This window comes from Vreelandella nigrificans, assembly GCF_002374315.1.
Lineage (GTDB): Bacteria > Pseudomonadota > Gammaproteobacteria > Pseudomonadales > Halomonadaceae > Vreelandella > Vreelandella nigrificans.
The window spans coordinates 1-26,010 of the sequence record NZ_NWUX01000018.1; the positions used below are offsets into that span (position 1 = coordinate 1).

A 26,010-nucleotide genomic window follows, 5' to 3' on the forward strand; every position below is an offset into this window, starting at 1 on the left:
GGCTCTGGCTCTGGCTCTGGCTCTGGCTCTGGCTCTGGCTCTGGCTCTGGCTCTGGCTCTGGCTCTGGCTCTGGCTCAGCGTCTGGAGTAGGCGCTTCTTTTGCAACCTCTACTTCTACAGAAGCTGGGGCTTCTTCGGTTATTTGCTCATCACCTGGAGCCTCTACCTCAACCGGGGTATCAATCGGCTCATACTGAGAGGCCACGTCAGCGGTGGCCTGCTCACTGCCCTGTTGATCCTGCTGCTCTAGCGGCTGTTGATTTTCTTGCGACTCTTGCTGAGAGTCGTGCTTTTTCTTGCGCTTAAAAAAACCAAACATGGGTGTCATCCGACTTAAAAGTGAACATTGTGACCATCCTACCACCGCCAACCAAGACTTTGGATAAGCAGCCCGCTACAATCCGCGTTATGAAACGACAACGTCCCCCACGCTCATCAACTACTCGCTCAGCGGCGCGCTCTCCCTCCTCCCGGCACGCTGATGCTAGGCCTGCGGGTAAGCTGCGTATTATCGGTGGTGAATTTCGCCGCCGCCAGCTTCCCGTGCTCGATCATCCAGGATTAAGGCCCACCCCGGACCGAGTGCGCGAAACGCTGTTTAATTGGCTCGGCCAACAGCTTTATGGCAAGCAAGTGCTGGACCTGTTCGCCGGTACAGGCGCACTGGGAATTGAGGCACTTTCCCGAGGCGCTTCTCAGGTTATCTTTGTTGAACGCGATAATCGGGTGGCCACATTGATTCGCGATAATCTAGTCACTCTTAACGCTAATCAAGGAGTGGTCGTCACCGCTGATGCGCTGACATTTCTTAATTCATCAAGCCAGCTTGCAGATATTGTCTTTCTTGACCCGCCGTTTCACCAGGGGCTTGCCGCCCCTTGCTGTGCAACACTGGAAGCGGGTGGCTGGCTAGCGAGCGAAGCAATCATCTACTTGGAAACCGAGCAGGCGCTCATTCCAGAGGTGCCAGCCAACTGGAAGCTGCATCGCGAAACCCGTGCTGGCGAAAGTACTGCCAGGCTCTATTATCGACAGCCAGCGTAAAGCACTTGCCGCCATCTTGCTGCAGCGTTACGCTCGCCCAACTGATTGGCTATTTTATACCCTTAACGGCGGCAATTGCCCGCCGCTATTTACTGGAGGTAGGCATGAGTCTTGAATTATTTAACCAGCTAGAGCAGAAAGTCACCGATACCGTCGAGGCGATGGAAATGATGAAATTGGAGAACGAAGAGCTGCAGAGCGAAAACGCCCAGCTCAAGCAGGAGCGTGAAGAGTGGGAGCGCCGCTTACAGAGCGTACTCAGCAAGTTTGATGGCATGGACAACAGCAGTGCTGCTTAACGGCTAACCCTTCTAGCAGCAGGGCTTTCTGGCAGCTAGCCTCCTAACCAGAACGCCATAACTAGCAGGACAGCGACATTAATAGCGCGTCCTCACGCCCGGCAGTGCCTAGCGCTGCCGGGTAGTAGCCTCGGCGACGGCCATCTTCATGAAAGCCTTGCTGAAGATAAAGCCGAATAGCACGCTGGTTGCTCGCCCGCACTTCGAGCAATAACCGTTCACTTTGCCACTGCTGGGCACAAGCGATTACCTCACCGAGCAGTTGCTGCCCAATCCCCTGCCCTTGGCATGCTGGTAATACACCGATAGCCTGCAGTTCAGCATCAAACGGTAAACGCATCACTATGGCATAGCCAGTTAGTACGTTTTGCTGCCAGTGGCCCACTACCTGTGTGTTCGGGTCGCCGAGCGCATCAACAAGCTGCTGTGGGCTTGCGCCGCTATTCGCTTTAGCTTCAAGGGCGTGTAGTAAAGCGGCATGAGCAGGCGTTAGCTGACTAATCACTGTTCTGCTGCGTCGCGTTACGCCACTGATTACCTAAGCTAACCAACCTAGGCCATAGCGCCCGCTTCACGTTGGCACTTTGGGTAAGGGCCGCCAGAGTAGGCCCCTGCCATACCGGTAGCGCAAGCGTTTGGCTACGCTCTTGGCTAACCGCCATAACCTGCGCCAAAGGTGAGTCGTCAGATACTGAATCAACGCACCACCATAGCACCCTCTCTAGTTGCCAGCCTTGCCGGCTGGCGGCCCCAGCGATAAACGCAGCCACACCCTCTTGAGCTTCCTCAAGTGGCTCTTCAGGGGTGAAAACAGCTGCCATGGGTGGCCATTTAAAATAGGTTACCGCTGGCAGCTCACCATTTAGCACACCCGCCGCCCTCAGCACATTCCCTAGCAACAACTGCTCGGCTGGCGCAAGCTCTCCCTCACAAATAATAAGCCAGCGACCACCAATACATACACAAGAAAAGCTGAAATGATGTGGCTGGATGGGCGGGGTAGGAGCACTACTGGGATCAGGCAACACGGGCGCCTCAGGCGCCGGGGCAACTGCAGGAGCTTCCTGGCCCAACAGAGCGCGTACCGCCAACGGCGATGCCGCCCCTGAAGGAACATGGGGAGAAGGCTCAGTCGGCGACGTATGACTACGAGGGCGTGGTGGGGCAGGCGCATCATCCAGCAGGGCGTGCAAACGCTCACGTGGCGGCTGAGGTGCAGGAGCGTCTTCCCACTCACAGGCTTGCGTTGGCAGCGCGTTGGGCAGCTCATAACGTGACGCCCAGGCAGTGATGCCCATAGCGTCGAGATACTGCCTACGAATAACCTCTGGGGTCACTGGCCGCCGCCACGGCAGTTGGGTGAATCAGGGCGCTCACCGCCCCGCACCTGCCACTCTTTGGGCGTGTATAAGTGCAACGCCAGCGCATGCACCGGGCCAGTCAATTCATCGGCCAACAGGGCGTAAATTTGCTGATGGCGCTTCACCGGCATGATGCCATCGAAGCTCTCGCTCACTAGGGTAACTTTAAAATGTGTTTCGGAGTTAGCCGGCACGTTATGCATATGGCTTTCGTTCTCTACGCGCAGCACGTCCGGGGTTAATGCCGCTAACTTCTGCTCTATTTGTGTCTGCATCGCCATGGGGGCTCTCCTTCAATCAGCAACCGCTCTATTGTACGCGCTTACTTGCCAACAGACGATGCCCGCCGCTCAACAAGGGCACGCTGGGCATGCGATATGCGCGAAAGGCTAGCCACTAATGCAAGCAGCGTAGTGCCAGCCCCCAGCCAAAGCGTTACTTGAATAGGCAAGCCAAGTGCTAGCGCGGCTCCTACCAGCGCTACGCCGAATGACTGTCCAACGGTGCGAGTAGTGCTCATCACGCCCGACACGTTGGCGCTACGCTCGGGCGGCAAACTCCCCATCATCTCGCGATTATTGGGCGGCTGAAACAGCCCAAAACCGATACCACATAGGGCTGTACGCCACAGGCTACCCACCACACCGGTGGACTCATCCACCAGCGCCAGCGCGACTAAGCCGATAATGAGCAGTACAAGCCCAGTGCTGGATAATAGGCTGGGGTTGAACCGGTCAGCCAAACGCCCTGCCAACGGCCCCACCACCATAATTGCCAGTGGCCAGGGGGTAAACAGCCATGCGGTTTCCAGCGGTGAGAATCCCATCTGCTCCTGATAGAAAAACGACAGCGCCACAAACGTTAGCCCTTGGCCAATGAAGGCCAAGCCTGATGCCGAGACTGCCAGGGTAAAACGCTTTTCCTCAAACACGCTCAGTGGTAGTAACGGGTAAGGTGCACAGCGCTGGCGTTTTACGAAGAGGTAACAAGCCAACACTGCCAGTAGCGCCCAACCACCGCTTTGCCATAGCGGTGCAGCGTGGCCAATGGCATCCATAGCAATAAAGAAACTGGCCAGCATCAGCATGGAAAAAAAAGCGCCTTGAATATCAAAGCTACCCTGGCGCGGTTTATCCCGCGGCAGTGCTCGGTTGGCAAGCCACAATGAGCAAATCCCAAGCGGGACATTCATCGCAAATAGCCAAGGCCAGTCAGCAAATGAAAGGATCACCCCACTCAACGTGGGGCCAGCCGCGTAACCTCCAGCGACAACGAGAGCGCTTAAACCAAGTGCACTACCCAGCAATCGCGATGGAAAAATCGCCCGATACAGTGACGGCCCGATGGAGAGCGTAGCCGCCGCGCCCAACCCTTGTAGGGCGCGAAACACCAACAGTGTTTCTAAATTACGCGAGAGTGCTGCGCCAAGTGCCGCCACGACAAAAGTGGCTAAGCCAAATAAATAGAGCCGCCTGCGGGTGATGAGCTCACTAATACCAGCAAACACCAACAGGAACGCCGCACACACGACCTGAAATAAGTTGGTAATCCATACGGCTCTAGAGGCGGGTACATTTAGGTCAGCGGCAATAGTTGGAAGGGCCAAATTGATCATAGTGGTATCAACCACCGCCATCAGCGTTCCGGTGACTAACGCTAATACCGCCAGCGCACGCTCTGGCCCTGGCAGACCATCGTCACCTGGGCGGGTTTCAAACAGTCGCATGGTAGTCAGTTCCCAAACAGCCCCCTTAAAAACAGTAAAACCGGCCTAAGCCGGTTTTACGATGCGCTTACGCTAAAATAATAGCACGCTAATCTTGTTCGTTGTCGAGCAGAAGCGCATCTTCGACCTCTGATATTTCCAGAGCGGTTTCGTCGTCCAGGTCAATCGCTAGATAACTGTGCTCAATGCGCAAGAAGTCCTGAAACAGCGACCAATCGAGCTTTTCCGGCCACTGACGCTCATCCTCTTCCCAAGCACGCAGCTCGGTTTCCAGGATTTCTACGTGGCGTTCGCGAACAAAGGTCTCCAGCGCTTCAGGGGTATCCATTTCAGGAATAAGATACACCGTGCTTTCACGTTCGACGTCGTCCAGGGTCAGGTCGTCGTCTCCCATGGTGGGTTCGAGCGCATTGATCCAGTCCACGAAGGTCTGGGTCGGCCTGACGCTCAGGGCAGAGCGATTTAGCAGTTTCATGGGATTCTCCTCGCCGTCGAAACGTTGACCATTATGGGCGCTAAATCACGCCCTTACCAATTTTTCGTCCGCAACCACACAGTTAGCTGAATTTAATCCACCTCTGGGCGCATTGCCGGGAACAACAGTACATCACGAATGGAAGGGCTATCAGTAAATAGCATCACTAAACGATCAATACCAATGCCCTCACCTGCCGTAGGTGGCATGCCGTACTCAAGCGCGCGCACGTAGTCGGCATCGTAGTACATAGCCTCCAGGTCGCCAGCATCTTTTTCAGCAGCCTGCTCGCGGAAACGCTCAGCCTGGTCTTCAGCATCATTTAGCTCCGAGAAACCATTGGCGATTTCTCGACCGCCCACGAAAAACTCAAAGCGGTCAGTGACAAAGGGATTGGCGTCGTTGCGGCGTGCCAACGGACTGACTTCCGCCGGGTACTCGGTAATGAACGTCGGCTGATCCAGCTTGTGCTCAGCCACCTCTTCGAAGATCTCGGTCTGAACCTTGCCTAACCCCCAGCTCTCTTTGACCTTGATACCGAGCTTTTCGGCCGCTGCCCGTGCTGCATCCAGCGTATCCAGGTCCGCATCACTGATGCCATCACCGTGATCAAGAATTGCCTGGCGCAGCGTCAGGCGATTAAAAGGCTTACCGAAGTCATAACTGGCGCCTTGATAAACAATGGTAGTAGTACCCAGCACTTCCTGCGCCGCTGTACGCAGCATCGCTTCAGTCATATCAAGCAGATCGCGGTAGTCAGCGTATGCCCAATAGAACTCAACCATCGTAAACTCGGGGTTATGTCGAGTGGACAGCCCCTCGTTACGGAAGTTACGGTTGATTTCAAAGACTTTTTCAAAGCCGCCCACCACCAGACGCTTGAGGTAAAGCTCAGGGGCAATACGCAGGTACATATCAATATCCAGCGCATTGTGGTGGGTAATAAACGGCCGAGCCGCAGCACCGCCAGGAATTGGCTGCAGCATTGGTGTTTCAACTTCCATAAAACCACGGGCTTCAAAGAAGCGTCGCATGGAGCTGATTACCGCTGCCCGAGTCTCAAACACTTTACGAGACTGCGGATTCATAATCAGGTCAACATAGCGCTGGCGATAGCGCGCTTCCTGATCGGTCAAACCATGAAACTTATCGGGCAGCGGGCGCAGGCTCTTGGTGAGTAGCTGAGCTTCCACCATCATGACGTATAAGTCACCTTTGCCCGACTTATGCACAGGACCTCGAGCGGCAACAATATCGCCAATATCCCAACCCTTGATGTCCTCAAGTACGTCTTCAGGCAGCCCCTTTTTATCGACATAGAGCTGGATCTGGCCGGCCACATCCTGAATGACGATAAAGGGGCCACGCTTACGCATAACGCGCCCTGCCACTGACGCATAATGGTCAAGCGCTTCCAGTTCCGCTTTCTCTTTTTCGCCCAGCAGATTCTGCAACTCGCTGGTTAAGCTATCGCGGCGAAAGTCGTTCGGGAAAGCGCTCTTACCCTGCTCAGCCGTACGCTCACGGTGAGCCGTGAGCTTGGCACGGCGCTCAGCAATCAGGTGGTTTTCGTTTTCTGCAGAAGACGCGTCTTGGTTAGCCATCGGGCACCCTATTCATGTTCAAACGCTAAAAAGATTACAAACCCTGCTTCAGGCTGGCGACGATAAACTGGTCCAAATCACCATCGAGCACTTTATCGCAGTTGCTGGACTGCACGCCGGTACGCAGGTCTTTAATACGCTGATCGTCCAGTACATAAGAGCGAATTTGGCTACCCCAGCCGATATCGGCTTTAGAGTCCTCCGCTTCCTGCTTGGCAGCATTACGCTTTTGCATTTCGTGTTCCCACAACTTCGCTTTTAACTGCTTCATGGCGAAGTCGCGGTTAGCGTGCTGACTACGTTGGTTCTGACACGCCACCACAATACCGCTAGGCTCGTGGGTAATGCGCACCGCTGAATCGGTGGTGTTAACGTGCTGACCGCCAGCACCACTAGAGCGGTAGGTGTCGACCCGCAAGTCAGAGGGGTTAATCTCGACTTCAAAACTATCGTCGATTTCCGGCGACAAAAAGACGGATGCAAACGAGGTATGCCGACGGCCACCAGAGTCAAATGGGCTCTTACGCACTAAGCGGTGAACACCGGTTTCCGTACGTAGCCAGCCAAAAGCGTAGTCGCCTTGAATATGTAGCGACGCTGATTTAATACCAGCAACTTCGCCTGCGGAAATTTCGACAATCTCAGCTTTAAAGCCGTGGCTCTCCGCCCAGCGTAGGTACATCCGCAGCAGAATATTCGCCCAATCTTGAGCTTCTGTACCGCCAGAGCCCGACTGGATATCAAGGTAGGCGTTATTCTGATCCATTTCACCAGAAAACATGCGGCGAAACTCAAGCTTTTCTAGTGCCACTTGCAGGCTATCAAGCTCTTTGCGCACTTCATCAACGGTGCCTTCATCATCTTCCATCTCGGCGAGCTCTAGCAGGTCACTGCTATCGGCCAACCCCTGATCAAGTTCGTCAATGGTTGCCACTATAGCTTCGAGAGAGGCACGCTCTTTACCCAACTTCTGGGCGTAATCAGGGTCATTCCAGACGTTAGGGTCTTCTAGCTCACGGGAAACTTCTTCTAGCCGATCTTTACGCTCGGCATAGTCAAAGATACCCCCTAAGAACATCTGTCCGCTCAGACAGGTCCTTGATCTGGTTATGAATCGGGTTAGTTTCCAACATGGATCGCCCTAGCCTTGGTCAGTACCGCACGGTTCAAAAGAGACAGGCGCCGCAGGGATGACTGCGCATCGCTCTTGAAAGAGCAGGTGCCAGCCAACCCAGCGGCGGAATTCTGAGGCGCATTGTAACGAAACCTAACGCTTACCGCACCCACCCAGCGTGGGCGGGCACTGTGTAAAACCGGATGAATACAAAAAACCCGGCCGAGGCCGGGTCAGTAACGATATCCAATCTGTAAGTACTAACGCTCTGCCAATTAGAAACGGTAGGTGAGCTGAGCACCGAAGCCGTGGGCTTCGTTTTTGTAGTCAGCTGAGTAGTTAGAGGTAATAGGCGGTGTTTGCTGGCCTGCCACAGTGAAACTATCCGTTTTACTTTGGTTAACGTGGGTGCCACGCTCGGTAAGATAAGAGTAAGCAAAGTCTAAGGTAAGGTCAGGTGTTGGACTCCAGCCCGCACCGATTGAGAAGATACGGCGATCATCTGACGGAATACGTACGCTTCGGGTAGCATCCTGAGTCGGCGTAAAGTCAAGCGTTACCCCAGCGCGCAGCGCCAGAGTAGGCATTAACTGATACTCGCCACCGGTTGAAAATGCCCAGGCGTTCGAGTAATTCTGCTGCTCGTTGGTGACTTCACCGCGCTCATCACCGGTCACTAAAATCTGGTCAAAGCGGCTCCAGCGCGCCCAGGAAACACCAAACATTAGCTTGAGATCATCACTCATTTGCTGGGTGAGCGAGAAGTTAACCGTTTCAGGCGTTGTTAAATCCAGAGAGGCTTTGTCAGTAATGGTCCCTATACCCAACTGATCAAGCACAGGAGAGCTTGCTGTAAAGTCTCCTTCAAGAGTGTAATCAACCTTTGAGCGGTAGGTTAAACCGAAGGTTGTTTCTGGTACAGGTTGATAAATCACCCCCAGGTTATAACCCCACGCATCATCATCACCCTCAACCCGTGAGTCGACTTCGGAAAGGCCCAGAGGCGTTGCTATAGGCACTTGGCGACGTAGTTCACCATCCACACGGTTGTAGGTTAAACCAACCCCTACGCCCCATTGCTCATTAAAGCGGTAAGAGACCGTAGGCTGAGCCGACACTACCCTAACTTCGGTATAGTTGCCTTGATTGCGCCCTTGAAAACTATCCTCATAATCGGTTTTCGAGCCGAAAGGGGCATAGACACCAAAGCCAAACGCTAACCGCTCATTAACTGGGTGAGCATAAAATGCAAATGGAACTAGCGTTCCCGGCACCATGTCACCATCGTTGGTTCCTGCCACTGGCAGTGTATCGGTCAACCCGCCCGTTGCTTGCGAAATGGCCGGGCTGCTTTGTGTTGCCTGGGCATTCGAAATAGAACTGTTTACATTTAGGTATGTCCCCCCCGCTGTGATCTGTGCACGATCGAGGAACGACATCCCTGCTGGGTTACCAAACACAATGGTTGCATCATTGATGTTTGAGCTACGGCCTGCGTGGCCATACCCCTGACCGCTTACGCTCTGCTCGTTAATTTGGTATCCGCCTGCGTTAGCTTGGCTTGCGAATGCCACCGCTGATACTGCGGCCGCCAGAGTGAGCTTTTTAAAGTTATTATGCATAGTGGGCCTCTTTTCCCAATGATCCGGCAGATAGTGCCATCCACCCTCGTTGTTTTTGCACGTCATCTTGCACGTCTTTCTTACACGTCAGTTTTGGCCTAATGTCCGGTTTGATTCAAGGGCAAACGAGCGTTTTATTTCGTTTCTTGCTTATACATTAGTCGTACGATCGTTTTAAATCAGTGTTTTATTGATTTTCAAACCAGCCTTATACGCCGCTTGACCTACAGGTAACCAATAGGTTTTACACTTACCATAGCTTAGTTTTTAAACGGTGAGGGTGTTATGCCAACAGCCACTATAAAAGTTAGCGAACTAGCCAAGCGCGGGGGCGTTACCGCTGAAACGGTGCGCCACTACACCCGAGAAGGGCTGTTAGCGCCAACCCGCCATCCTGACAATGGCTACCAGCTATATTCCGTCACGGACCTTGAGCGCCTTCACTTTATTCAGCGGGCGCGCAAGCTTGGTTTTAGCGTAGCGGAAATTCGCGACATCCTGGCTCATGCCGATCAAGGAGACTCCCCTTGCCCATTGGTACGCGACCTACTTGCTAACCGGCTACCACAGATTCGTGCGCGAATTGCCGAGTTGGAGGCACTTGCCCGGCGTATGGAGCAGGCGCTGCAAAGCTGGCAGGAGATGCCAGACGGCACCCCAGATGGCCACAGCCTATGTCGTTTAATTGAAAGCTTTCCCGAGGAGGCACAATGCATAGCGAAACCGAGCAGTCACAAACGTTGATACGTACCGTGCCTGGCATGAACTGCCAGGGCTGCGTAAAACGCATGCGTGAGGCCATTCACGCCGTGGACCCAAATGCTCAGGTAGAAGGTGTCCCTGCGGATAAACGCCTTGAGGTCACTAGTACGTTAGAGGACGAGTCGCTCGACAGAGCGCTACACGAAGCGGGATATCCACCTGGCGACCACTCACCCACTCCTTCTGAGACAGCAGACCCCGTTAGCCATACCGTCGAGAAGATCGCCGAACACACGTCACCCAATAGGCCTCCCCTCCAGCGTTTGCTGATTAGCGGCATGACCTGCGCAGGCTGTGTCAAAAGCGTTGAGAAGGCACTTGTTAACACCCCAGGCGTTACCGCCGCCTCAGTAAATTTTGGCACCCATACAGCCCAGGTCACGGGTAGCGCTGAGCGCGACACTCTCATTGAAGCCGTCGCGGCGGCAGGCTATAGCGCCGAACCCATTGTGGATATGCGCGAGGCCGAACGCACCCGCGAAGCTCAAGAAGCGATCACCTATCGTCAACGCCTGCGAGGCAGTGCTCTGTCGCTAGCCCTCGCCATCCCGCTAATGCTGAGCATGTTTTTTTACCATCCCCACCCCATGGGCGTTGGGCGCATTTATTGGCTGCTAGTGGGTTTACTCGCGCTAGGTATTCTGGCTTTTCCAGGGCGGCATTTTTTTACCAACGCCTGGAAGCAGTTTAAGTACCACCAAGCCAATATGGACACACTGGTGGCGATGGGTACCGGTACCGCTTGGCTCTACTCAATGGCAGTGGTGCTGTTCGCACCATGGCTGCCTGAGGTAGCCCACGGTATCTATTTTGAAGCGTCCGCCATGATTATCGGGCTTATCCTGTTAGGCAACGCCCTTGAGCTTCGCGCTCGCGGCCGCACCAGCAGTGCTTTAAAGCGGTTACTCGATTTGCAGGAAAAAACCGCCCGAGTGATTCGCAATGGCCAAGAGCAGGAAGTGCCTATTGACGACGTTACTCTGGATGATCATGTGCGCGTACGCCCAGGTGAGCGCCTGCCTGTGGATGGCGTTGTTCTCGACGGCCAAAGCTATATCGATGAATCCATGCTCACCGGCGAGCCGCTACCTGTTCACAAGTCTGCTGATGATGAGGTTAGCGCAGGTACGGTTAACGGCAATGGCAGCCTGGTTTATCGCGCCACCCGCGTGGGCAGCGACACCCGCCTTGGGCGCATTACCGAACAGGTAGCTAGTGCGCAAAACTCGCGCCCGCCGATTGGTGAGCTAGCCGATAAGGTATCGGGAATTTTTGTACCTAGCGTCATGATCATTGCAGTACTAACGGCACTAGCTTGGTACAACCTCGGCCCCGTGCCGGTGGTGATTCATATGTTGGTCACCGCCACCACCGTCCTGATTATCGCCTGCCCCTGCGCCTTGGGTTTGGCAACGCCAATCTCCACCATGATTGGGGTAGGCAAAGCAGCCGAGAACGGCGTGCTAGTACGAAGTGGTGAAGCACTGCAAACCGCCAGCCGGCTGACCACGCTGGTGGTTGATAAAACCGGCACACTCACTGAGGGCAAACCCCGCGTCACCGATGCCACGATGCTTCACGAAAACTCAACCCAAGTGCTGGCCTGGGTAGCCGCGCTGGAAAGCCGCTCGGAGCACCCCCTAGCGAATGCGCTAACCGCCTATGCTGAAGAGCATCATGCCTCTGCCGAAATACTGACAGCATTTGAGAGCGTCACCGGCGGTGGCGTAAAGGGCACTACCCAAATGGGAGATGCACTGCTGCTGGGGAACGCCCGTTTGCTAGAAGAAGCAGGCGTAAGCCTATCTCCTGCCGAGCAGAGTGTTCGCCAGTTGGAAGCCAAAGCCCGCTCGCTGGTGTACCTCGCGGTGAACGGTAAGCTTGCCGCTTTATTCGGCATCAGCGACCCACTACGTGCGGATGCTGCGGCAGCGGTAAAACGCTTACAGGATGATGGCTTAACGGTAGTCATGCTCACCGGTGATAACGAACACACTGCCGCCGCCGTAGCCCAGGAAGTGGGTATCCAGGATTTTAAAGCAGGCATGACACCGGATGATAAACATGCAGAAATCGAGCGTCGTCAGCAGGCGGGGGAAGTGGTGGGCATGGTGGGCGACGGTATTAACGACGCCCCAGCACTGGCTCGCGCTAATGTAGGCTTTGCCATCGGTCAAGGCACCGACATTGCCATGGAGAGCGCCGGAATTACCCTGATGCGCAGCTCGCTGCATGGCGTCGCCACCGCCATTGAGCTTAGTCGGGCGACACTCTCCAACATCAAGCAGAACCTGGTCGGCGCTTTTGGCTATAACGTGCTGTGTATCCCAATTGCCGCAGGCGTGCTCTATCCATTTACCGGCATGCTGCTATCACCGATTATCGCAGGGGTAGCAATGTCATTGTCATCCATCACTGTGGTCAGCAACGCCAACCGCCTGCGGCTATGGAAGCCCGTTCAACAGGAGGTCTTATGAGCTTATTGGTTAATCTCGCAGGTCTTGGCCTAATCGCTTCTATCGTGTGGTGGTTTTGGCTTAGCTGAGTCTCTCTAGCTAACCCCGATATAACGCCCTGGCTTATGGTTCAGAGCAATAATTAAATTCAGCGTAAGCGCACCCAGTACCGAGTAACCCACGCGGTCTAGCGGTAACTGGGTAAGCGCCACCAGCAGAATCAATCCATCAATACCCAGCTGCACGTAGCCTGCCCGCAGGCCGTGCTTTTCTTGCAGGTAGAGCGCCAGAATATTAATCCCGCCCAGGCTGGTACGGTGGCGAAAGAGCATTAACATACCAATTCCCATCAGCGCGCCGCCCATTAATGCGGCGTAGAGCGAAGGCACATCGGCAAACTGCACCCAGCCTTGGGTTAGCTCGGAAAACAGCGACACCAGGCCAATCGCTGCAAATGTGCGCAGTGTAAAGCTCCACCCCATGCGCTTAATCGCCAAATAGTAAAACGGCAGATTAATGGCAAAAAACCAGACCCCAAATCCCCAGCCAGTGACGTAGTTGAGTAGTAGTGCAATACCTGCCGTGCTACCGGTAATAAGTACGGCCTGGGTGTAAAACGCCACACCAAGTGCAACGAACAGTGTACCGAGCAGCATCGCCATCATGTCCTCATAGGGCCTATGAGGATCTTGGGGAAAGTCTTCCATACGCGTAGCTGCGTCCTTACCTGAGCATTGAAATTAAAAGCACTAAAACTACAAAGACTGAAACTACAAATACTGTCATTAATCACAATGACTTCGCTGACTTTGTTTGAAAAATCAGCGAGTTCTTACCCATAGCTTAAACCGGGCTAGCATGCTCCACCATCAGCTGCAGCGCTTCCCGGCCCCGCCAACGATTGCGATTCAGCTTATAGGCACAATGCAGGGTGTCACCCACATCAAATGAGGGCAGCTCACCAGGTGTTAGTGCTCGAAACCAAATCGCCTTGCTGATCACTGCGCCCATGGAAAGCTCCATCATCAAGTGAGAGCCTTCGGCCCCTACCGGGCGCAGTGCTTCCACAATAAAGCGCCCTTCAAATAGCGGTGGATCAAACTCCCGACCGTAAGGGCCAAGCGCTTCGATCTCCACAAGGGTTGCCAACGATAGCTGGGAGGTAGAGAGCTCTCCATCGGTCCAGAGCCTCGGATAGAGCGGCGTTTCGCCAAGTTGCTCAGCTACCGCCTGCAAAAAAGCGGCTTTAAAGGCCGCCAACTGCTCCCGTGGCACGCCTACTCCAGCAGCACCACTATGGCCACCAAAACGCGGCAGCGCCTCAGGGGCAAGCTCAAAGGTGCGCTGTAGTGCATCCCTTAGGTGCAAGCCTTCAATGGAGCGGCCTGAGCCGGTCAGCATGTTAGGCGCGGCTGCTCGGGTTAACACTACCGCTGGGCGGCCATAGGCCTGAACCAAGCGTGAAGCGACAATACCTTGTACACCGGGGTGGCCATCTTCCAACAGAACTATCACCGCAGCCTCATTGGCATCCAGGGCTGATGTGGCTAGGGTGCGCGCCTCTTCCGCCATATCCGCCTCAATCGCCTTGCGGGATTGGTTATCCTGATCAAGCACTTCTAACTGCCGGTTCGCCACACCATCGCTCTCTGCCAGCATAAAGTGCAGTGCTGCATAGGGGTCATCTAACCGCGAGCGAGCGTTAATTCTTGGCCCCATTTGGAACGCCAGCGTTTCAGCATTAAACGGCACGCTATCTGCGCCAAGCCGAGCCGCCATGGCACGCCAGCAGGCAGCATCCATACGGTTTATCAACGTTAAGCCATAGTTAACCACCGCTCGGTTGGCAGGACTACCTCCCAGGGAGACACAGTCAGCCACGGTACCAAGCGCCACGTAGGAGAGCCATGGCGACAGCTTCGGTGTAGCGTCTGGCAACGCACCCCATTCAATCAATACACCGCGGGCAAGCGACATTAATAACCATGCCACCATGCACCCAGCGATCGTTTTATCCGGGTACTCACAGTCAAGACGGGTGGGGTTAACACAGGCATAAGCAGAAGGCGGTGGGCCTTCCAGCGGCAGCGCGTGGTGGTCGCTGACCACCACATCGATACCCGCTGCTTTTAAGCGCGCAATACGCGGCTCGTCAGAGCTCCCGCAATCAGCGGTAATCACCAACGTGGGCTGCGGTTTTAAGCTAAGTGTGCGCTCTACAAGTGGCAAGCTGATGCCATAGCCATCGTGAATACGGTGACCAATCAGGCTATGCAATTTGTATTCAGGTACGCCAAATAGCTCCACCAGGGTGCGCCGAATCACCACATGGGAGGTAATGCCGTCCACATCGTAATCGGTAAGAATACCGATGGACTCCCCTTCTGCCACTGCCTGAGCGATGCGCTCAGCGGCACGGCGGCTATCGGCTAGCTTTTCCGGGTGTACCAAATAGCGCAGGCTAGGCGATACCAATGGGGCCAGCTCTCCTTCATAGCCCGGTAGACGCGAAGCTAACAACCGCGCCTGTAGCTCGCTTAATCCCTCCGCCTGGGCACGCGCATAAACAGCCTCGTCCACTGGACGAGGCTCTAAGCGAGGATGACTGGCGCTCTGCTGGATGGTGAGTACTGACTCGTCGGCCATGACGCCTCAGCGCCGATTGTCAGCGACAAACTGCTGAACCGCACTAAGCTCAGCAGGCAGTACCGTGTAGCGCTCTTCGCGCTCCAACAGATCATTCATGTGCGTAGGCAACGGCACACCCTGGAAGCCCGCCTTGACCACAGCTTCGGCAAATTTCGCCGGGTGAGCGGTGGCTAGGGTAATCACAGGCGTCGTCGTATCTACGCGTGCGCGCTCGGCAGCGCGGTAACCGGTGGCCGTATGCGGGTCAAGAATCTCCCCGGTACGGTGGTGGGCTTCGCGAATGACTTCCAGAATGGTTTCATCGTCGACGCTATGGCTGGCGAATTTTTCACGTAGCTTGGCCAGTGGCGCATCGGCCAGTGCGGTGGGTTCCTGCTGGAAGCGCTCCAATAGCGCCGCTACAGCAGCCCCATCGCGATCATAGGCGTCAAATAACAGGCGCTCAAAGTTTGACGAGACAACGATATCCATCGAGGGCGCCAGTGTCGCCGCCAACTCTTTTTTCGAGAAGTCGTTAGCCGCTAACGTACGATGCAGAATATCGTTGGCGTTAGTGGCAATAATAAACTGCTTCACTGGTAGGCCCATTTTGTAAGCCATATAACCAGCAAACACATTGCCAAAGTTGGCCGATGGAACGCAGAAGCTTACTTCACGCTGAGGTGCACCCAGCGCAACGCCTGATGCAATGTAGTAAACGATCTGCGCCATAATACGCGCCCAGTTGATCGAGTTCACTGCGACCAAACGCGTGCCATTGAGGAAGTCTTGGTTAGCAAAGCTTGCCTTAACCATCGCCTGGGCGTCGTCGAAATTGCCTTCAATAGCAATGTTAAAGACATTATTGGCCAGCACCGAGGTCATCTGGCGGCGCTGCACTTCCGAGACACGGTTATGCGGGTGGAGAATAAAGATATCCAGGTTATCACAGTGGCGACACCCTTCGATGGCCGCTGAACCGGTATCGCCAGATGTCGCTCCCATAATTACCGCACGCTCGCCGCGCTTTTTCAGGAAGTGATCCAGCAGGCGGCCCAGCAGCTGCAGTGCGACATCCTTAAACGCCAGCGTCGGACCGTGGAACTGCTCCAACAAAAAGTGATTGGCATCAAGCTGCTTTAACGGCACGACAGCGTCGTGGTTAAAAGTAGCGTAGGCCTCGGTCACTAGGCGGCGAAACGTATCGTCGTCAATTTCACCATTTACAAAAGGTTTCATGACCCGAAAAGCAATCTCTGCATAAGAGAGCCCGGCCATGCTGGCCAGCTCTTCTTTAGAAAACTGGGGCAACGTTTCCGGTACATAAAGTCCGCCGTCGCTGGCCATGCCAGTTAACACTACCTCCTCAAAGGAGAGTGCGGGAGCCTGCCCGCGAGTGCTGATGTAGCGCATGGGGTTACTCTCCTTCGTCCAGGCTTTCAACGCGAATCCGAGTCAAGGGGCCAGCAATGTCGGCCATGGATTCAATCTCGCGGATCGCTTCGTTCATCTGCTTCTCTTTAGTGCGGTGAGTCAGCAGAATGATCGGCACTAATTCACCTTCTGTCGCTTCTTTCTGGATCAGTGCTTCGATAGAAATGCCCTGTTCCGCGAGAATCGTCGCCACCCGCGCCAATACACCGGGTCGGTCTACTGCGAGTAGACGCAAATAGTAAGCCGTCGTGATCTCTTCCATCGGCATGATGGGCAACTGGCTCACGTCTTCATCAATACCGCTAAACGCCAAGTACGGCACCCGGTAATGGTGGTCAGTAGTAATATCCCGCGCCACATCCAGCAGGTCGGCAACAACTGCAGATGCTGTCGGCTCAGCGCCGGCGCCGGCGCCGTAGTAAAGCGTTGGGCCAACCGCATCGCCCATTACCGCAATAGCATTTTTGACACCATGCACATTGGCCAATAGACGCTCTTTAGGAATTAGCGTCGGGTGAACCCGCAGCTCGAGGCCTTGGTCGGTACGTTTAGAGATGCCTAGGTGCTTAATTACGTAGCCTAGGTTGTCTGCTTGCTCAACATCTTCAGCAGTAATGCGTGAGATACCTTCAGTAAAGGCTTTCTCAAACTGGAGCGGCACGCCGTAAGCAATGGACGCAAGGATTGTGAGCTTGTGGGCAGCATCGATGCCTTCCACATCAAAGGTGGGATCGGACTCGGCGTAACCCAACGCCTGGGCTTCTGCGAGCACATCTTCAAAGGCACGGCCCTCATCGCGCATATGCGTCAGAATATAGTTGCCGGTACCGTTGATAATGCCTGCTACCCACTCAATGCGGTTCGCACCCAAGCCTTCACGTAGCGATTTAATGACGGGGATGCCGCCGGCTACCGCTGCTTCAAAGGCGACAATCACGCCTTTCTCATGAGCGGCGCGGAAAATTTCGTTGCCGTGAACGGCAATCAACGCTTTATTAGCGGTGACCACATGTTTACCGTTCGCGATGGCCGCCAACACCAGCTCACGCGCAATATCGTAGCCGCCTATCAGTTCAACCAATACATCTACGTTGGGGTTGTTCGCCACTTCGAAGACGTCTGAAGTGGCATTAATGCCGGTAATATCGCAGTCAGGATGAATGCTGCGGTGGGCAACCTGCTCAATCACAATCGGGCGGCCCGCACGGCGGCTAATATCATCCGCATTACGCGTTAATACATTAAACGTACCGCCGCCGACTGTACCTAGCCCACAAATGCCTACTCTTACCGGTTTCAAAATACTTCCCCTTTCGTGATGGGCACCCAAAAGCGCCGCTTTGTCGATCAGTGTCTCAGCATTATCATTCGTCACTTGAGGTGACGTTATTCATCTTCCAAGCCTAACATGGCAACAAGCCGCTCGGGGGGTACAAAACCAGGAATCAACTGCCCGTCAGGCAATATGATCGCCGGAGTACCTTGCACTCCTAGTGCCATCCCCAATTCATACTGCCCGCTAACCGGGTTATCGCAACCTGCCGAGTTTGAAAGCGTCTGACCCTGCTTGACCTGATTCATGGCCTCGCTTGGGTTGTCAGAACACCACACTTGCTCTAGCGATGTTGCTGCCGCGCTACCCATGCCTGCACGGGGAAACGCCATATAGTGGACAGCAATTCCCAGCTCATTAAGCGCTGGCACACTCTCATGTAGCCGCACACAGTAAGGGCAAGAGGGGTCGGTGAACACAACAATCGTCGCTTTTGGCTCCCCCATACCTTGAAAAATAACCCGTTCGCTATCCGGCACGGCAGCAAGCGCAGCAGCACGCTCCTGGTTACGCGACTGCTCGGTCAAGTTAACCAAGCCATTATCCCCATTTTGGTAGAGGTCCCCTACCAAAAAGTGGCTGCCATCCGCATTGGAGTAGAAAGATTCGCCGCTCTCTAGGCGCACATGGTAAATCCCCTCCATTGGCGTAGCACTTACCTGTTTCACCGGCATCGAATGACCGCTGACGCTTAGATTTTCGGCTAACCGCTCGGCAATCACATCAGCACTGGCAAGCGCTGGCAGTAAACTACCCGCGACGACTAACCAGGGAGCAAGTAACGTCAAAACAGGGGATTTACCTAAAAATAGCGTCTTACGTTGGCGCATTATATCTTCAACCTCGTGGGTGGTGTTCAGCATGCAAGTGCTCCAGGCGCGCCTGGGCAACGTGCGTGTAAATTTGCGTTGTGGATAGGTCGCTATGACCTAGCAGCAGCTGTACGACCCGCAAATTGGCCCCATGATTCAATAAATGTGTCGCAAACGCATGGCGCAACGTATGAGGTGACAACGATCTGGTAATGCCCGCTGTAATAGCATGGGCTTTAATACGGTGCCAAAATGTCTGCCGTGTCATGGCCTTGTCCGCCCGCCCAGGAAACAGCGCAGGTCGCGTTGGGTCCTGCATTAGCACTGGCCTTGTGGTTTCCATATAGCGGGACAGCCACTCGATGGCTTCCTCCCCCATTGGCACCAGGCGATCTTTGTCGCCTTTACCACGCACACGCACAACCCCTTGGCGTAGATTTACCGCATCGCCAGTCAGCCCAACAAGTTCCGATACCCGTAGCCCACAGGCATACAGCAGCTCAAGCATAGTGCGATCGCGAACGCCTAGCGGTGTAGTTATGTCCGGCGCCATCAGCAGGCGTTCAACCTCATCCTCTTCCAGGGTATTTGGCAAACTTGGCCGCACCGGAGGTAGCGTAACCTCGGCGAGCGGATCGTTGGCAATATGCCCATATAACCGCGCCCAGCGGTAAAAGCTGCGCAGCGATGAGAGCAGTCTGGCATTGCTGCGCAGCTGGTAGCCCTGTTCGCGGCGGAGCTCGAGCCACTCACCAAAGCGCTGCGACGAAGGGGTTAGTAATGTTTCACCTTCGCTTTCAAGCTGCTGTTGCCACGCGGTTAAATCCCGCCTATAGGCCGCTAGCGTATGATCGCTTGCCCCTTGCTCAAGCCACAGGGCATCCAGAAAAGCATCAATCACGCTCATAAGCTAATGGTCTCAAGAGAGTAGCTCCCCAAACAAAAACCCCGCCCCGCAGAGCGGAGACGGGGCCTTAGTATCCGGGCGCAAAGCGCCCGCGAAAAAGTGGCGATTAAGCCAGCTTTTCCTTGATACGCGCAGACTTGCCGCTGCGCTCGCGCAGGTAGTACAGTTTGGCTTGACGAACGTCACCGCGACGCTTGACTTCGATAGAGTCAACCAGCGGGCTGTAAGTCTGGAAGGTACGCTCAACGCCAACACCGTGAGAAATTTTACGTACGGTGAACGCGGAGTTCAGGCCACGGTTACGCTTACCGATGACCACACCTTCAAACGCCTGCAGACGCTCACGAGTGCCTTCCTTAACTTTTACCTGAACGACAATAGTGTCGCCCGGTGCAAAAGCCGGAATCTCTTTGGTCATTTGCTCGGATTCGATCGCCTGGATCACCTTGTTCTTGCTGCTCATCTTGATACTCCTAAATAACGTAGTGGTTTGCCACGCAGTTGTGGAAGGGGCAAACCGTGATCCCGGCGCTCGAAACGAGCTACGCGGGAGTCGTTATGGGTGACACAGGTACGTAGGCTATTAGCCTTTGCGTCCTGCACCGCCGCCCTGACCTACTTAGCTGTAATTAACTAGAAGCGGACAGAGCGTGTTCCTCGATAAACTCGTTAAGAAGCCGCTGTTGCTCGGCATCAAGCTCGCGACCTGCCAACAAATCAGGGCGGCGCTGCCATGTCCGGCCTAGCGACTGCTTTAATCGCCAACGCTTAATGGCTGCGTGATTACCACTAAGCAGCACATCAGGCACTTGGCGCCCATCGATCACCTCAGGACGGGTATAGTGCGGGCAGTCTAATAAGCCGTCATTAAACGAGTCTTCGATAGCGGAATCCTGATGACCCAACACACCGGGCACCAGCCTTGCCGCCGCATCAATCAGCACCATTGCCGGCAGTTCACCACCGCTTAGCACATAGTCACCAATTGACCACTCTTCGTCGATGTCACTCTCCACCACACGCTCGTCAATGCCTTCATAGCGACCAGCTACCACCACTAAGGGGCCTGCTGATGCTAGTGACTTGACACCCTGTTGATCCAGCTTACGCCCCTGGGGCGAAAGATAAATCACAGTAGGCGTTTGGCCGGTCGCCTGCTCTGCTCGCTGGCGAGCATCAAAGATAGCAGCACGTAATGTGTCTACCTTCATCAGCATACCGGGGCCGCCGCCATAAGGGCGGTCGTCCACACTGCGGTGGCGGTCGGTGGCGTAGTCACGTGGATTCCAAAACTCCAGGGTAATACGCTGTCTTTCCACTGCTCGACCCACTACGCCTTGCTGCGTAATAGCATCGAACATCTCGGGAAACAACGACACCACACCGATCCACATTGCAGGCACTTGCTCCGCATCTTTTTCACCATTTGATGCTGGTGAGTCAGTTGCCGTGAGTTCGTTCGGAGACGGCTTATTCAAAGCTTTTTTCAAAACCTGTTTTTAAACCTGCTTTCAGAACTCGGGATCCCAATTAACGACCATACGGCCATCTTTAGGGCTGATCTCAACAATCACATCATCGGGTAAAAAAGGTAACAGACGCTCGCGCTTGTCGATCGCGTCATTATCACCACGCACCACCATGACATCATTGGCGCCGGTCTCAAACAGGTAACTAACCTGCCCTAACCGCTCACCTGACTGAGTGAAAACCGTTAAGCCTTCAAGCTCATGCCAATAATACTCGTCGTCGGAAAGCGTAGGCAGTGCCTCTTTTGGCATTAGAATCTCCGTTTGCGCCAGCGCTTCCGCTGCCGTCCGGTCATCAATACCTTTTAGTTGCACCACAAGACCTTTACCTTGCCGACGCCCCTGAACAATGCTTATCCGCTTTAGGCTTTCGCCTTGACGCACCCACCATTCGGGGTATTGCAAAATGCTGTCCATGGGGCTGGTATAGGAGTACACCTTTAGCCAACCTTTAACCCCGTGGGGGCTGGTTAGCTTACCAAGCACCACATGTGCGTCGTCTGTATGGCTAGTTTCAAAACGCGTCATCGACGACAGCTCCAACTGCAACAGCACCTGTCATAACAGGATTAAGCCTGTTTACGTGCTTCTTTAACAAGCTCAGCAACACGACCAGACAGCTGGGCGCCTTGGCTCTGCCAGTGAGTAACACGATCCAGATCAACGCGCAGACGCTCTTCCTGACCACGGGCAACCGGGTTGAAGAAGCCGATACGCTCGATGAAACGACCATCACGGGCGTTGCGAGAATCGGTAACAGTCAGGTGATAAAAGGGACGCTTTTTGGCGCCACCACGTGCCAAACGAATGGTAACCATACGATAACTATCCTTCGGTTGAGGTTACGAGAGTGTGAAATAGCGCACATCGCTATCAGAACACTCATCATGCTGTTTTCAGGGTACTGTCATCACCAACATTTAATAAGTCAGTGATTACTTAGTACTTTAAGCGCTTCGATGCAGAATACTGGCCTACACTTGCGCATAGCGCTGCCATCACCCTTACATGAAGAGGCAGCATTCTACGCAAATGCGCTCTACTTGGAAAGCCTGACAGCCAGAAAACTCTTAGGCCGTCAACCTTGCCCAGCCCCCGCGGGCTGCTGCCAGTGGTTTTAGCGCCAAGGCAAACCACCGGGCCCACCCATGCCACCCATACCTCCAGGGCCACCTGGACCGCCGGGGCCACCTCCCCCCATCATGCCGGACATACCACGCATCATTTTCTGCATGCCACCTTTCTTGCCAGCCTTCTTCATCATTTTCTGCATCTGCTTGTGCTGCTTAAGCAGGCGGTTCAAATCAGGCACTTGCAGCCCTGCACCTGCCGCAATACGGCGCTTGCGTGAACCATTGATGATATCTGGCGCACGGCGCTCTTTCGGCGTCATGGAGTTAATCAACGCTTCCAGTTTACCAAGCTCTTTTTCAGGACCAGGGCCTTGGGCTAACTCAGCCATTTGCCCCATACCAGGGAGCTTGCCTAACAGCCCCCCCATGCCGCCCATTTTTTTGAGCTGCTGGAGCTGGTCACGAAAATCCTCCAGATCAAAGCCATCACCCTTTTTGACCTTTTTGGCAAGCTTGGCGGCTTTATCCTTATCTACCGTGCGCTCAGCTTCTTCAATAAGCGACAGCATGTCGCCCATACCAAGAATCCGCGAGGCAACACGATCAGGATGGAAGGGTTCTAGGGCATCAACTTTCTCGCCGACCCCCATAAACTTAATTGGCTTGCCAGTAACATGGCGTACTGAAAGCGCAGCACCACCACGGGCGTCACCATCAGCTTTGGTGAGAATCACACCGGTCAGCGGCAACGCTTCATTAAACGCCTTAGCTGTATTCACCGCGTCTTGGCCGGTCATGGCGTCTACCACAAACAGCGTTTCCTCGGGTGAAATCGCCTTATGCAGCGCCTGTATTTCGGCCATCATTGCTTCGTCGATGGCTAGCCGGCCAGCAGTATCCACCAGGACCACGTCGTGGAACTGAATTTTGGCGTGTTTAATCGCCGCAGTGGCAATATCGACCGGTTTTTGATCAGAACGCGAAGGGAAGAAATCGACATCAACCTCTTTGGCCAGCGTCTCCAGCTGGTCAATCGCCGCTGGGCGGTAAACGTCGGCAGAGACAACCAGCACTTTTTTCTTTTCGCGCTCGCGCAGGTAACGCGCCAGCTTGGCAACAGAAGTGGTCTTACCTGCACCCTGCAAACCAGCCATTAGCACCACAGCAGGCGAGCCTTTCAGCGTCAGGCCTTCGTTAGCCTCGCCCATGATCGCTTCCAGCTCTTGCTGGACGATTTTGACAAATTGCTGTCCAGGGGAAAGGCTCTTAGATACCTCTTGACCCACAGCACGCTCACGTACGCGCTCGATAAATTCCTTTACTACCGGCAGCGCAACGTCTGCCTCAAGCAGCGCTTTACGCACCTCGCGCAGAGTATCTTTAATATTCTCGTCGGTAAGCCGTGCCTGGCCTTTAATCGACTTCAACGTCTGGGAAAGACGCTCACTCAGATTCTGAAACATGGGGCCTCTGCCTCCGTCGCTGTCGCCGGGCGAATACACCGGGCTAATGTGGGTAGCAATTATACGCGCTCGCGGCGTGAGTCTCCATGGTGACAGTGTTGACTATCCATGGCTGTGCGACGCCGCCGTGATTAGTTATAGTAGGCTATACGTATTTAGGTTGTTCGATTTTCACAGCAACGCGCTGCAAGGCGCACGGATAGCATCATGCAGGCGCTCCCTTTCGCCACGATCGCTCTTGTTGTTTATATTGCCGCTGCCATTTGGCAAGGCATGACTCTGTTTCGCCGGGTCCCTCCCCGCCAAGGCATGGTACGCCTGCTAGGCGCAGTTGGGCTGTTACTGCATATACCAGTAGTGGTCCAATTAGTCGGCGAAGCGCCGGGGCTATTACCTAGCTTCACCACAAGCGCCACTCTGTTAATGGCAGTGGCAGTCAATGTGGTGTTGGTGGCCAGCCTATTTAAGCCGGTGCTTAACGCAGGCATAGTGCTATTCCCTTTGGCGGGCATCGCACTGATCTTTGCCACCTGGCTCCCTAGCCAGGGGAGCCATAACGGCCTAACCCCAGGTATTTTCCTGCATGCAGCCAGCTCGGCACTGGCGTTTGCGGTACTGGCGATTGCTGCCGTACAGGCGGTTCTTGTTGGCCTACAAAACCAAGCCCTGCGTCACCATCATATTCGCGGCATTGTGCAGTCGCTGCCACCGCTCACTACGATGGAGCGCGTGCTATTTGAGCTAGTGTGGGCGGGGATTTTGCTACTTACACTGTCGATTGCCAGCGGCCTAATCTTCCTCGACAATCTTTTCGCTCAGCATCTGGCGCATAAAACCGTCCTATCGCTGGCTGCGTGGATTATTTTCACCACGCTGTTAGTTGGCCGCTACCGGTTTGGCTGGCGAGGCATGCGTGCCGTGCGCTGGACACTAGGCGGCTGTGCACTATTGATACTGGCTTATTTCGGCAGCAAGTTTGTATTAGAAATTCTACTCAACCGCTAAGCCTGTTAGCTTAGCGGAGAAGGTCTTGACACACCGTCTTGCTCCTTCTAAATATCGAGCCTGATACGCTATAAAGGAATTTTTGACTTGAGCGACGACTTCCCCCTGGGGTTACTGTTCGGCCTGCTAGCTTTACTTATACTGCTGTCCGCCTTTTTCTCCAGCTCTGAGACTGGCATGATGTCGATTAATCGCTATCGACTCAGCCATCAGGCCAACAGCGGTGACCGCCGCGCCAAGCGGGTTTTGCGGCTACTCTCGCGCCCAGACCGTTTGATAGGCGTGATCCTGATCGGCAATAACTTTGTTAATAATCTCGCCGCATCGATTGCCACTATTATTGCCATTCATTTTTTTGGCGAAGTCTCTGGTCCCGCTATCTCCACCGCGCTACTAACAATTACCATTCTTATCTTTGCGGAAGTCACCCCGAAAACCTATGCAGCCATAAAGCCCGAACGCATTGCTTACCCTACATCGGTAGCCCTGGGGCCACTGCTAAAACTGCTTTACCCACTGGTCTGGCTAGTTAACGTAATCTCCAATGGTCTGCTGCGACTAGTTGGGGTTAAAAGCGTTGAGAATGGCGGCGACAGCCTGACCCGCGACGAGCTACGCACAGTGGTCCATGAAGCGGGAACTCTGATCCCTTATCGTCACCGCGCTATGCTGCTCTCAATACTGGATCTTGAAAATGTGACGGTAAACGACATCATGGTGCCCCGACACGAAGTACTGGGCATTGATCTAGATGACTCACTAGAAGAGATTCTGACCCAAATCCGTACCAGTCAGCATACCCGTTTACCTGTCTATAAAGGTGACATTAACAACATTATCGGCATGCTGCACTTACGTAACGCCGCACGTTTTTTATCCCGTAGTGAAGTTACCAAAGCCGCTATTGTTCAAGAAGCTCGAGAGCCATACTTTATTCCGGAATCCACGCCACTGCATACGCAACTGCTTAACTTTCAAAAACAGAAGCGCCGCATTGGCATTGTGGTAGATGAGTATGGCGACGTGGAAGGCCTGGTCACTCTTGAGGACATTCTGGAAGAGATTGTTGGCGAGTTCACTACCGACGTTTCAGAAGATGAAGAGATTCACCAGCAAGACGACGGCAGCCACGTTATCGAGGGCACAGCGAATATTCGCGACATCAACAAGATGCTCGGCTGGCAGTTACCCACCGATGGCCCAAAGACGTTAAATGGATTAATACTTGAACATTTAGAAGCTTTTCCAGAGGGCCCCGCTAGCCTGCAGATTGGTAATATACGCATGGAAATCCTGGAGATTCGTGACAACCTGATCACTTCTGCACGCTGCTGGCAAAAACAGCGCTTACCTCGTCGCTAA

Annotated in this window: 25 protein-coding genes and 1 pseudogene; 6 read left to right on the forward strand and 20 right to left on the reverse strand. The window is 54.3% G+C overall.

What is annotated here, in order from left to right:
• A pseudogene (locus CPA45_RS22870) lies at nucleotides 1-320 on the reverse strand (signal recognition particle-docking protein FtsY); the annotation flags it as partial.
• A gap of 89 nt (nucleotides 321-409) precedes the next feature.
• Here CPA45_RS22870 and rsmD point away from each other — a divergent pair.
• Together rsmD and zapB are read left to right on the forward strand one after the other, a co-directional pair.
• Nucleotides 410-1,045, forward strand: coding sequence for a 16S rRNA (guanine(966)-N(2))-methyltransferase RsmD (rsmD, locus tag CPA45_RS16535; protein WP_096653538.1), 636 nt, complete (start codon nucleotides 410-412; stop codon nucleotides 1,043-1,045).
• A gap of 104 nt (nucleotides 1,046-1,149) precedes the next feature.
• Entirely contained in the window at nucleotides 1,150-1,344 is a 195-nt protein-coding gene (gene zapB / locus CPA45_RS16540) for a cell division protein ZapB (RefSeq protein ID WP_096653409.1), read from the forward strand.
• Between the two features lie 61 nt (nucleotides 1,345-1,405).
• Here zapB and rimI read toward each other — a convergent pair whose 3' ends face one another.
• From rimI to CPA45_RS16580, 8 genes are all read right to left on the reverse strand, one after another.
• Nucleotides 1,406-1,849, reverse strand: coding sequence for a ribosomal protein S18-alanine N-acetyltransferase (rimI, locus tag CPA45_RS16545; RefSeq protein ID WP_096653411.1), 444 nt, complete (start codon nucleotides 1,847-1,849; stop codon nucleotides 1,406-1,408).
• Nucleotides 1,842-2,681, reverse strand: a complete 840-nt coding sequence (locus tag CPA45_RS16550) for a hypothetical protein (RefSeq protein ID WP_096653413.1) — start codon at nucleotides 2,679-2,681, stop codon at nucleotides 1,842-1,844. Before CPA45_RS16550 ends, rimI begins: the two co-directional genes overlap by 8 nt.
• Complete coding sequence (locus CPA45_RS16555; RefSeq protein ID WP_096653415.1) at nucleotides 2,678-2,986, reverse strand: BolA family protein; 309 nt, start codon at nucleotides 2,984-2,986, stop codon at nucleotides 2,678-2,680. The genes CPA45_RS16550 and CPA45_RS16555 overlap by 4 nt, the downstream gene beginning before the upstream one ends.
• A gap of 41 nt (nucleotides 2,987-3,027) precedes the next feature.
• Complete coding sequence (locus CPA45_RS16560; protein WP_096653417.1) at nucleotides 3,028-4,431, reverse strand: MFS transporter; 1,404 nt, start codon at nucleotides 4,429-4,431, stop codon at nucleotides 3,028-3,030.
• An 88-nt stretch (nucleotides 4,432-4,519) separates the two neighbouring features.
• The gene (locus CPA45_RS16565; protein ID WP_078088774.1) at nucleotides 4,520-4,906 is read right to left on the reverse strand and encodes a hypothetical protein; all 387 of its coding nucleotides are present in this window, start codon (nucleotides 4,904-4,906) and stop codon (nucleotides 4,520-4,522) included.
• A 92-nt stretch (nucleotides 4,907-4,998) separates the two neighbouring features.
• Nucleotides 4,999-6,510 carry a lysine--tRNA ligase gene (gene lysS / locus CPA45_RS16570; protein ID WP_096653419.1) on the reverse strand — a complete coding sequence of 504 codons (1,512 nt, stop codon included), beginning with the start codon at nucleotides 6,508-6,510 and terminating at the stop codon, nucleotides 4,999-5,001.
• 34 nt (nucleotides 6,511-6,544) lie between these two features.
• Nucleotides 6,545-7,643, reverse strand: a protein-coding gene (prfB, locus tag CPA45_RS16575) for a peptide chain release factor 2 (protein WP_096653421.1) whose coding sequence is annotated in 2 segments (ribosomal slippage) — nucleotides 6,545-7,567 and nucleotides 7,569-7,643 — 1,098 coding nt in all. Because the reading frame shifts where the segments join, the coding sequence is not laid out codon by codon here.
• Nucleotides 7,644-7,899: 256 nt separating this feature from the next.
• Nucleotides 7,900-9,246, reverse strand: a complete 1,347-nt coding sequence (locus CPA45_RS16580) for an OmpP1/FadL family transporter (protein ID WP_096653423.1) — start codon at nucleotides 9,244-9,246, stop codon at nucleotides 7,900-7,902.
• Nucleotides 9,247-9,546: 300 nt separating this feature from the next.
• Here CPA45_RS16580 and CPA45_RS16585 point away from each other — a divergent pair, with 300 nt between their 5' ends.
• Together CPA45_RS16585 and CPA45_RS16590 are read left to right on the forward strand one after the other, a co-directional pair.
• Complete coding sequence (locus tag CPA45_RS16585; RefSeq protein ID WP_096653540.1) at nucleotides 9,547-9,990, forward strand: MerR family transcriptional regulator; 444 nt, start codon at nucleotides 9,547-9,549, stop codon at nucleotides 9,988-9,990.
• The gene (locus CPA45_RS16590; RefSeq protein WP_096653425.1) at nucleotides 9,957-12,485 is read left to right on the forward strand and encodes a heavy metal translocating P-type ATPase; all 2,529 of its coding nucleotides are present in this window, start codon (nucleotides 9,957-9,959) and stop codon (nucleotides 12,483-12,485) included. The genes CPA45_RS16585 and CPA45_RS16590 overlap by 34 nt, the downstream gene beginning before the upstream one ends.
• Before the next feature lie 74 nt (nucleotides 12,486-12,559).
• Here CPA45_RS16590 and CPA45_RS16595 read toward each other — a convergent pair whose 3' ends face one another.
• From CPA45_RS16595 to ffh, 11 genes are all read right to left on the reverse strand, one after another.
• Nucleotides 12,560-13,171, reverse strand: coding sequence for a YitT family protein (locus CPA45_RS16595; RefSeq protein ID WP_096653427.1), 612 nt, complete (start codon nucleotides 13,169-13,171; stop codon nucleotides 12,560-12,562).
• 136 nt (nucleotides 13,172-13,307) lie between these two features.
• On the reverse strand, nucleotides 13,308-15,110 hold the full coding sequence (locus CPA45_RS16600; protein WP_096653429.1) for a single-stranded-DNA-specific exonuclease RecJ: 1,803 nt from the start codon (nucleotides 15,108-15,110) through the stop codon (nucleotides 13,308-13,310).
• Nucleotides 15,111-15,116: 6 nt separating this feature from the next.
• Nucleotides 15,117-16,505, reverse strand: a complete 1,389-nt coding sequence (gene thrC, locus CPA45_RS16605) for a threonine synthase (protein WP_096653431.1) — start codon at nucleotides 16,503-16,505, stop codon at nucleotides 15,117-15,119.
• A 4-nt stretch (nucleotides 16,506-16,509) separates the two neighbouring features.
• Nucleotides 16,510-17,826: a homoserine dehydrogenase gene (locus CPA45_RS16610; RefSeq protein ID WP_078090344.1), complete on the reverse strand. Its 1,317-nt coding sequence runs from the start codon at nucleotides 17,824-17,826 to the stop codon at nucleotides 16,510-16,512.
• 86 nt (nucleotides 17,827-17,912) lie between these two features.
• A complete protein-coding gene (locus tag CPA45_RS16615) occupies nucleotides 17,913-18,722 on the reverse strand; it encodes a DsbC family protein (RefSeq protein WP_096653433.1) in 810 nt (269 codons plus the stop codon).
• On the reverse strand, nucleotides 18,697-19,578 hold the full coding sequence (xerD, locus tag CPA45_RS16620; protein ID WP_096653435.1) for a site-specific tyrosine recombinase XerD: 882 nt from the start codon (nucleotides 19,576-19,578) through the stop codon (nucleotides 18,697-18,699). Before xerD ends, CPA45_RS16615 begins: the two co-directional genes overlap by 26 nt.
• A 106-nt stretch (nucleotides 19,579-19,684) precedes the next feature.
• Complete coding sequence (gene rplS, locus CPA45_RS16625; RefSeq protein ID WP_078088784.1) at nucleotides 19,685-20,041, reverse strand: 50S ribosomal protein L19; 357 nt, start codon at nucleotides 20,039-20,041, stop codon at nucleotides 19,685-19,687.
• Between the two features lie 166 nt (nucleotides 20,042-20,207).
• Nucleotides 20,208-20,972, reverse strand: a complete 765-nt coding sequence (gene trmD, locus CPA45_RS16630) for a tRNA (guanosine(37)-N1)-methyltransferase TrmD (RefSeq protein WP_096653437.1) — start codon at nucleotides 20,970-20,972, stop codon at nucleotides 20,208-20,210.
• 117 nt (nucleotides 20,973-21,089) lie between these two features.
• On the reverse strand, nucleotides 21,090-21,635 hold the full coding sequence (gene rimM, locus CPA45_RS16635) for a ribosome maturation factor RimM (protein ID WP_096653439.1): 546 nt from the start codon (nucleotides 21,633-21,635) through the stop codon (nucleotides 21,090-21,092).
• Nucleotides 21,636-21,676: 41 nt separating this feature from the next.
• Complete coding sequence (gene rpsP, locus CPA45_RS16640) at nucleotides 21,677-21,925, reverse strand: 30S ribosomal protein S16 (protein ID WP_009098555.1); 249 nt, start codon at nucleotides 21,923-21,925, stop codon at nucleotides 21,677-21,679.
• A 299-nt stretch (nucleotides 21,926-22,224) separates the two neighbouring features.
• Nucleotides 22,225-23,643 carry a signal recognition particle protein gene (ffh, locus tag CPA45_RS16645; RefSeq protein ID WP_096653441.1) on the reverse strand — a complete coding sequence of 473 codons (1,419 nt, stop codon included), beginning with the start codon at nucleotides 23,641-23,643 and terminating at the stop codon, nucleotides 22,225-22,227.
• A 207-nt stretch (nucleotides 23,644-23,850) separates the two neighbouring features.
• Here ffh and CPA45_RS16650 point away from each other — a divergent pair, with 207 nt between their 5' ends.
• Both CPA45_RS16650 and CPA45_RS16655 read left to right on the forward strand, forming a co-directional pair.
• On the forward strand, nucleotides 23,851-24,648 hold the full coding sequence (locus tag CPA45_RS16650; RefSeq protein ID WP_078088788.1) for a cytochrome C assembly family protein: 798 nt from the start codon (nucleotides 23,851-23,853) through the stop codon (nucleotides 24,646-24,648).
• 87 nt (nucleotides 24,649-24,735) lie between these two features.
• Nucleotides 24,736-26,010: an HlyC/CorC family transporter gene (locus CPA45_RS16655; RefSeq protein ID WP_096653443.1), complete on the forward strand. Its 1,275-nt coding sequence runs from the start codon at nucleotides 24,736-24,738 to the stop codon at nucleotides 26,008-26,010.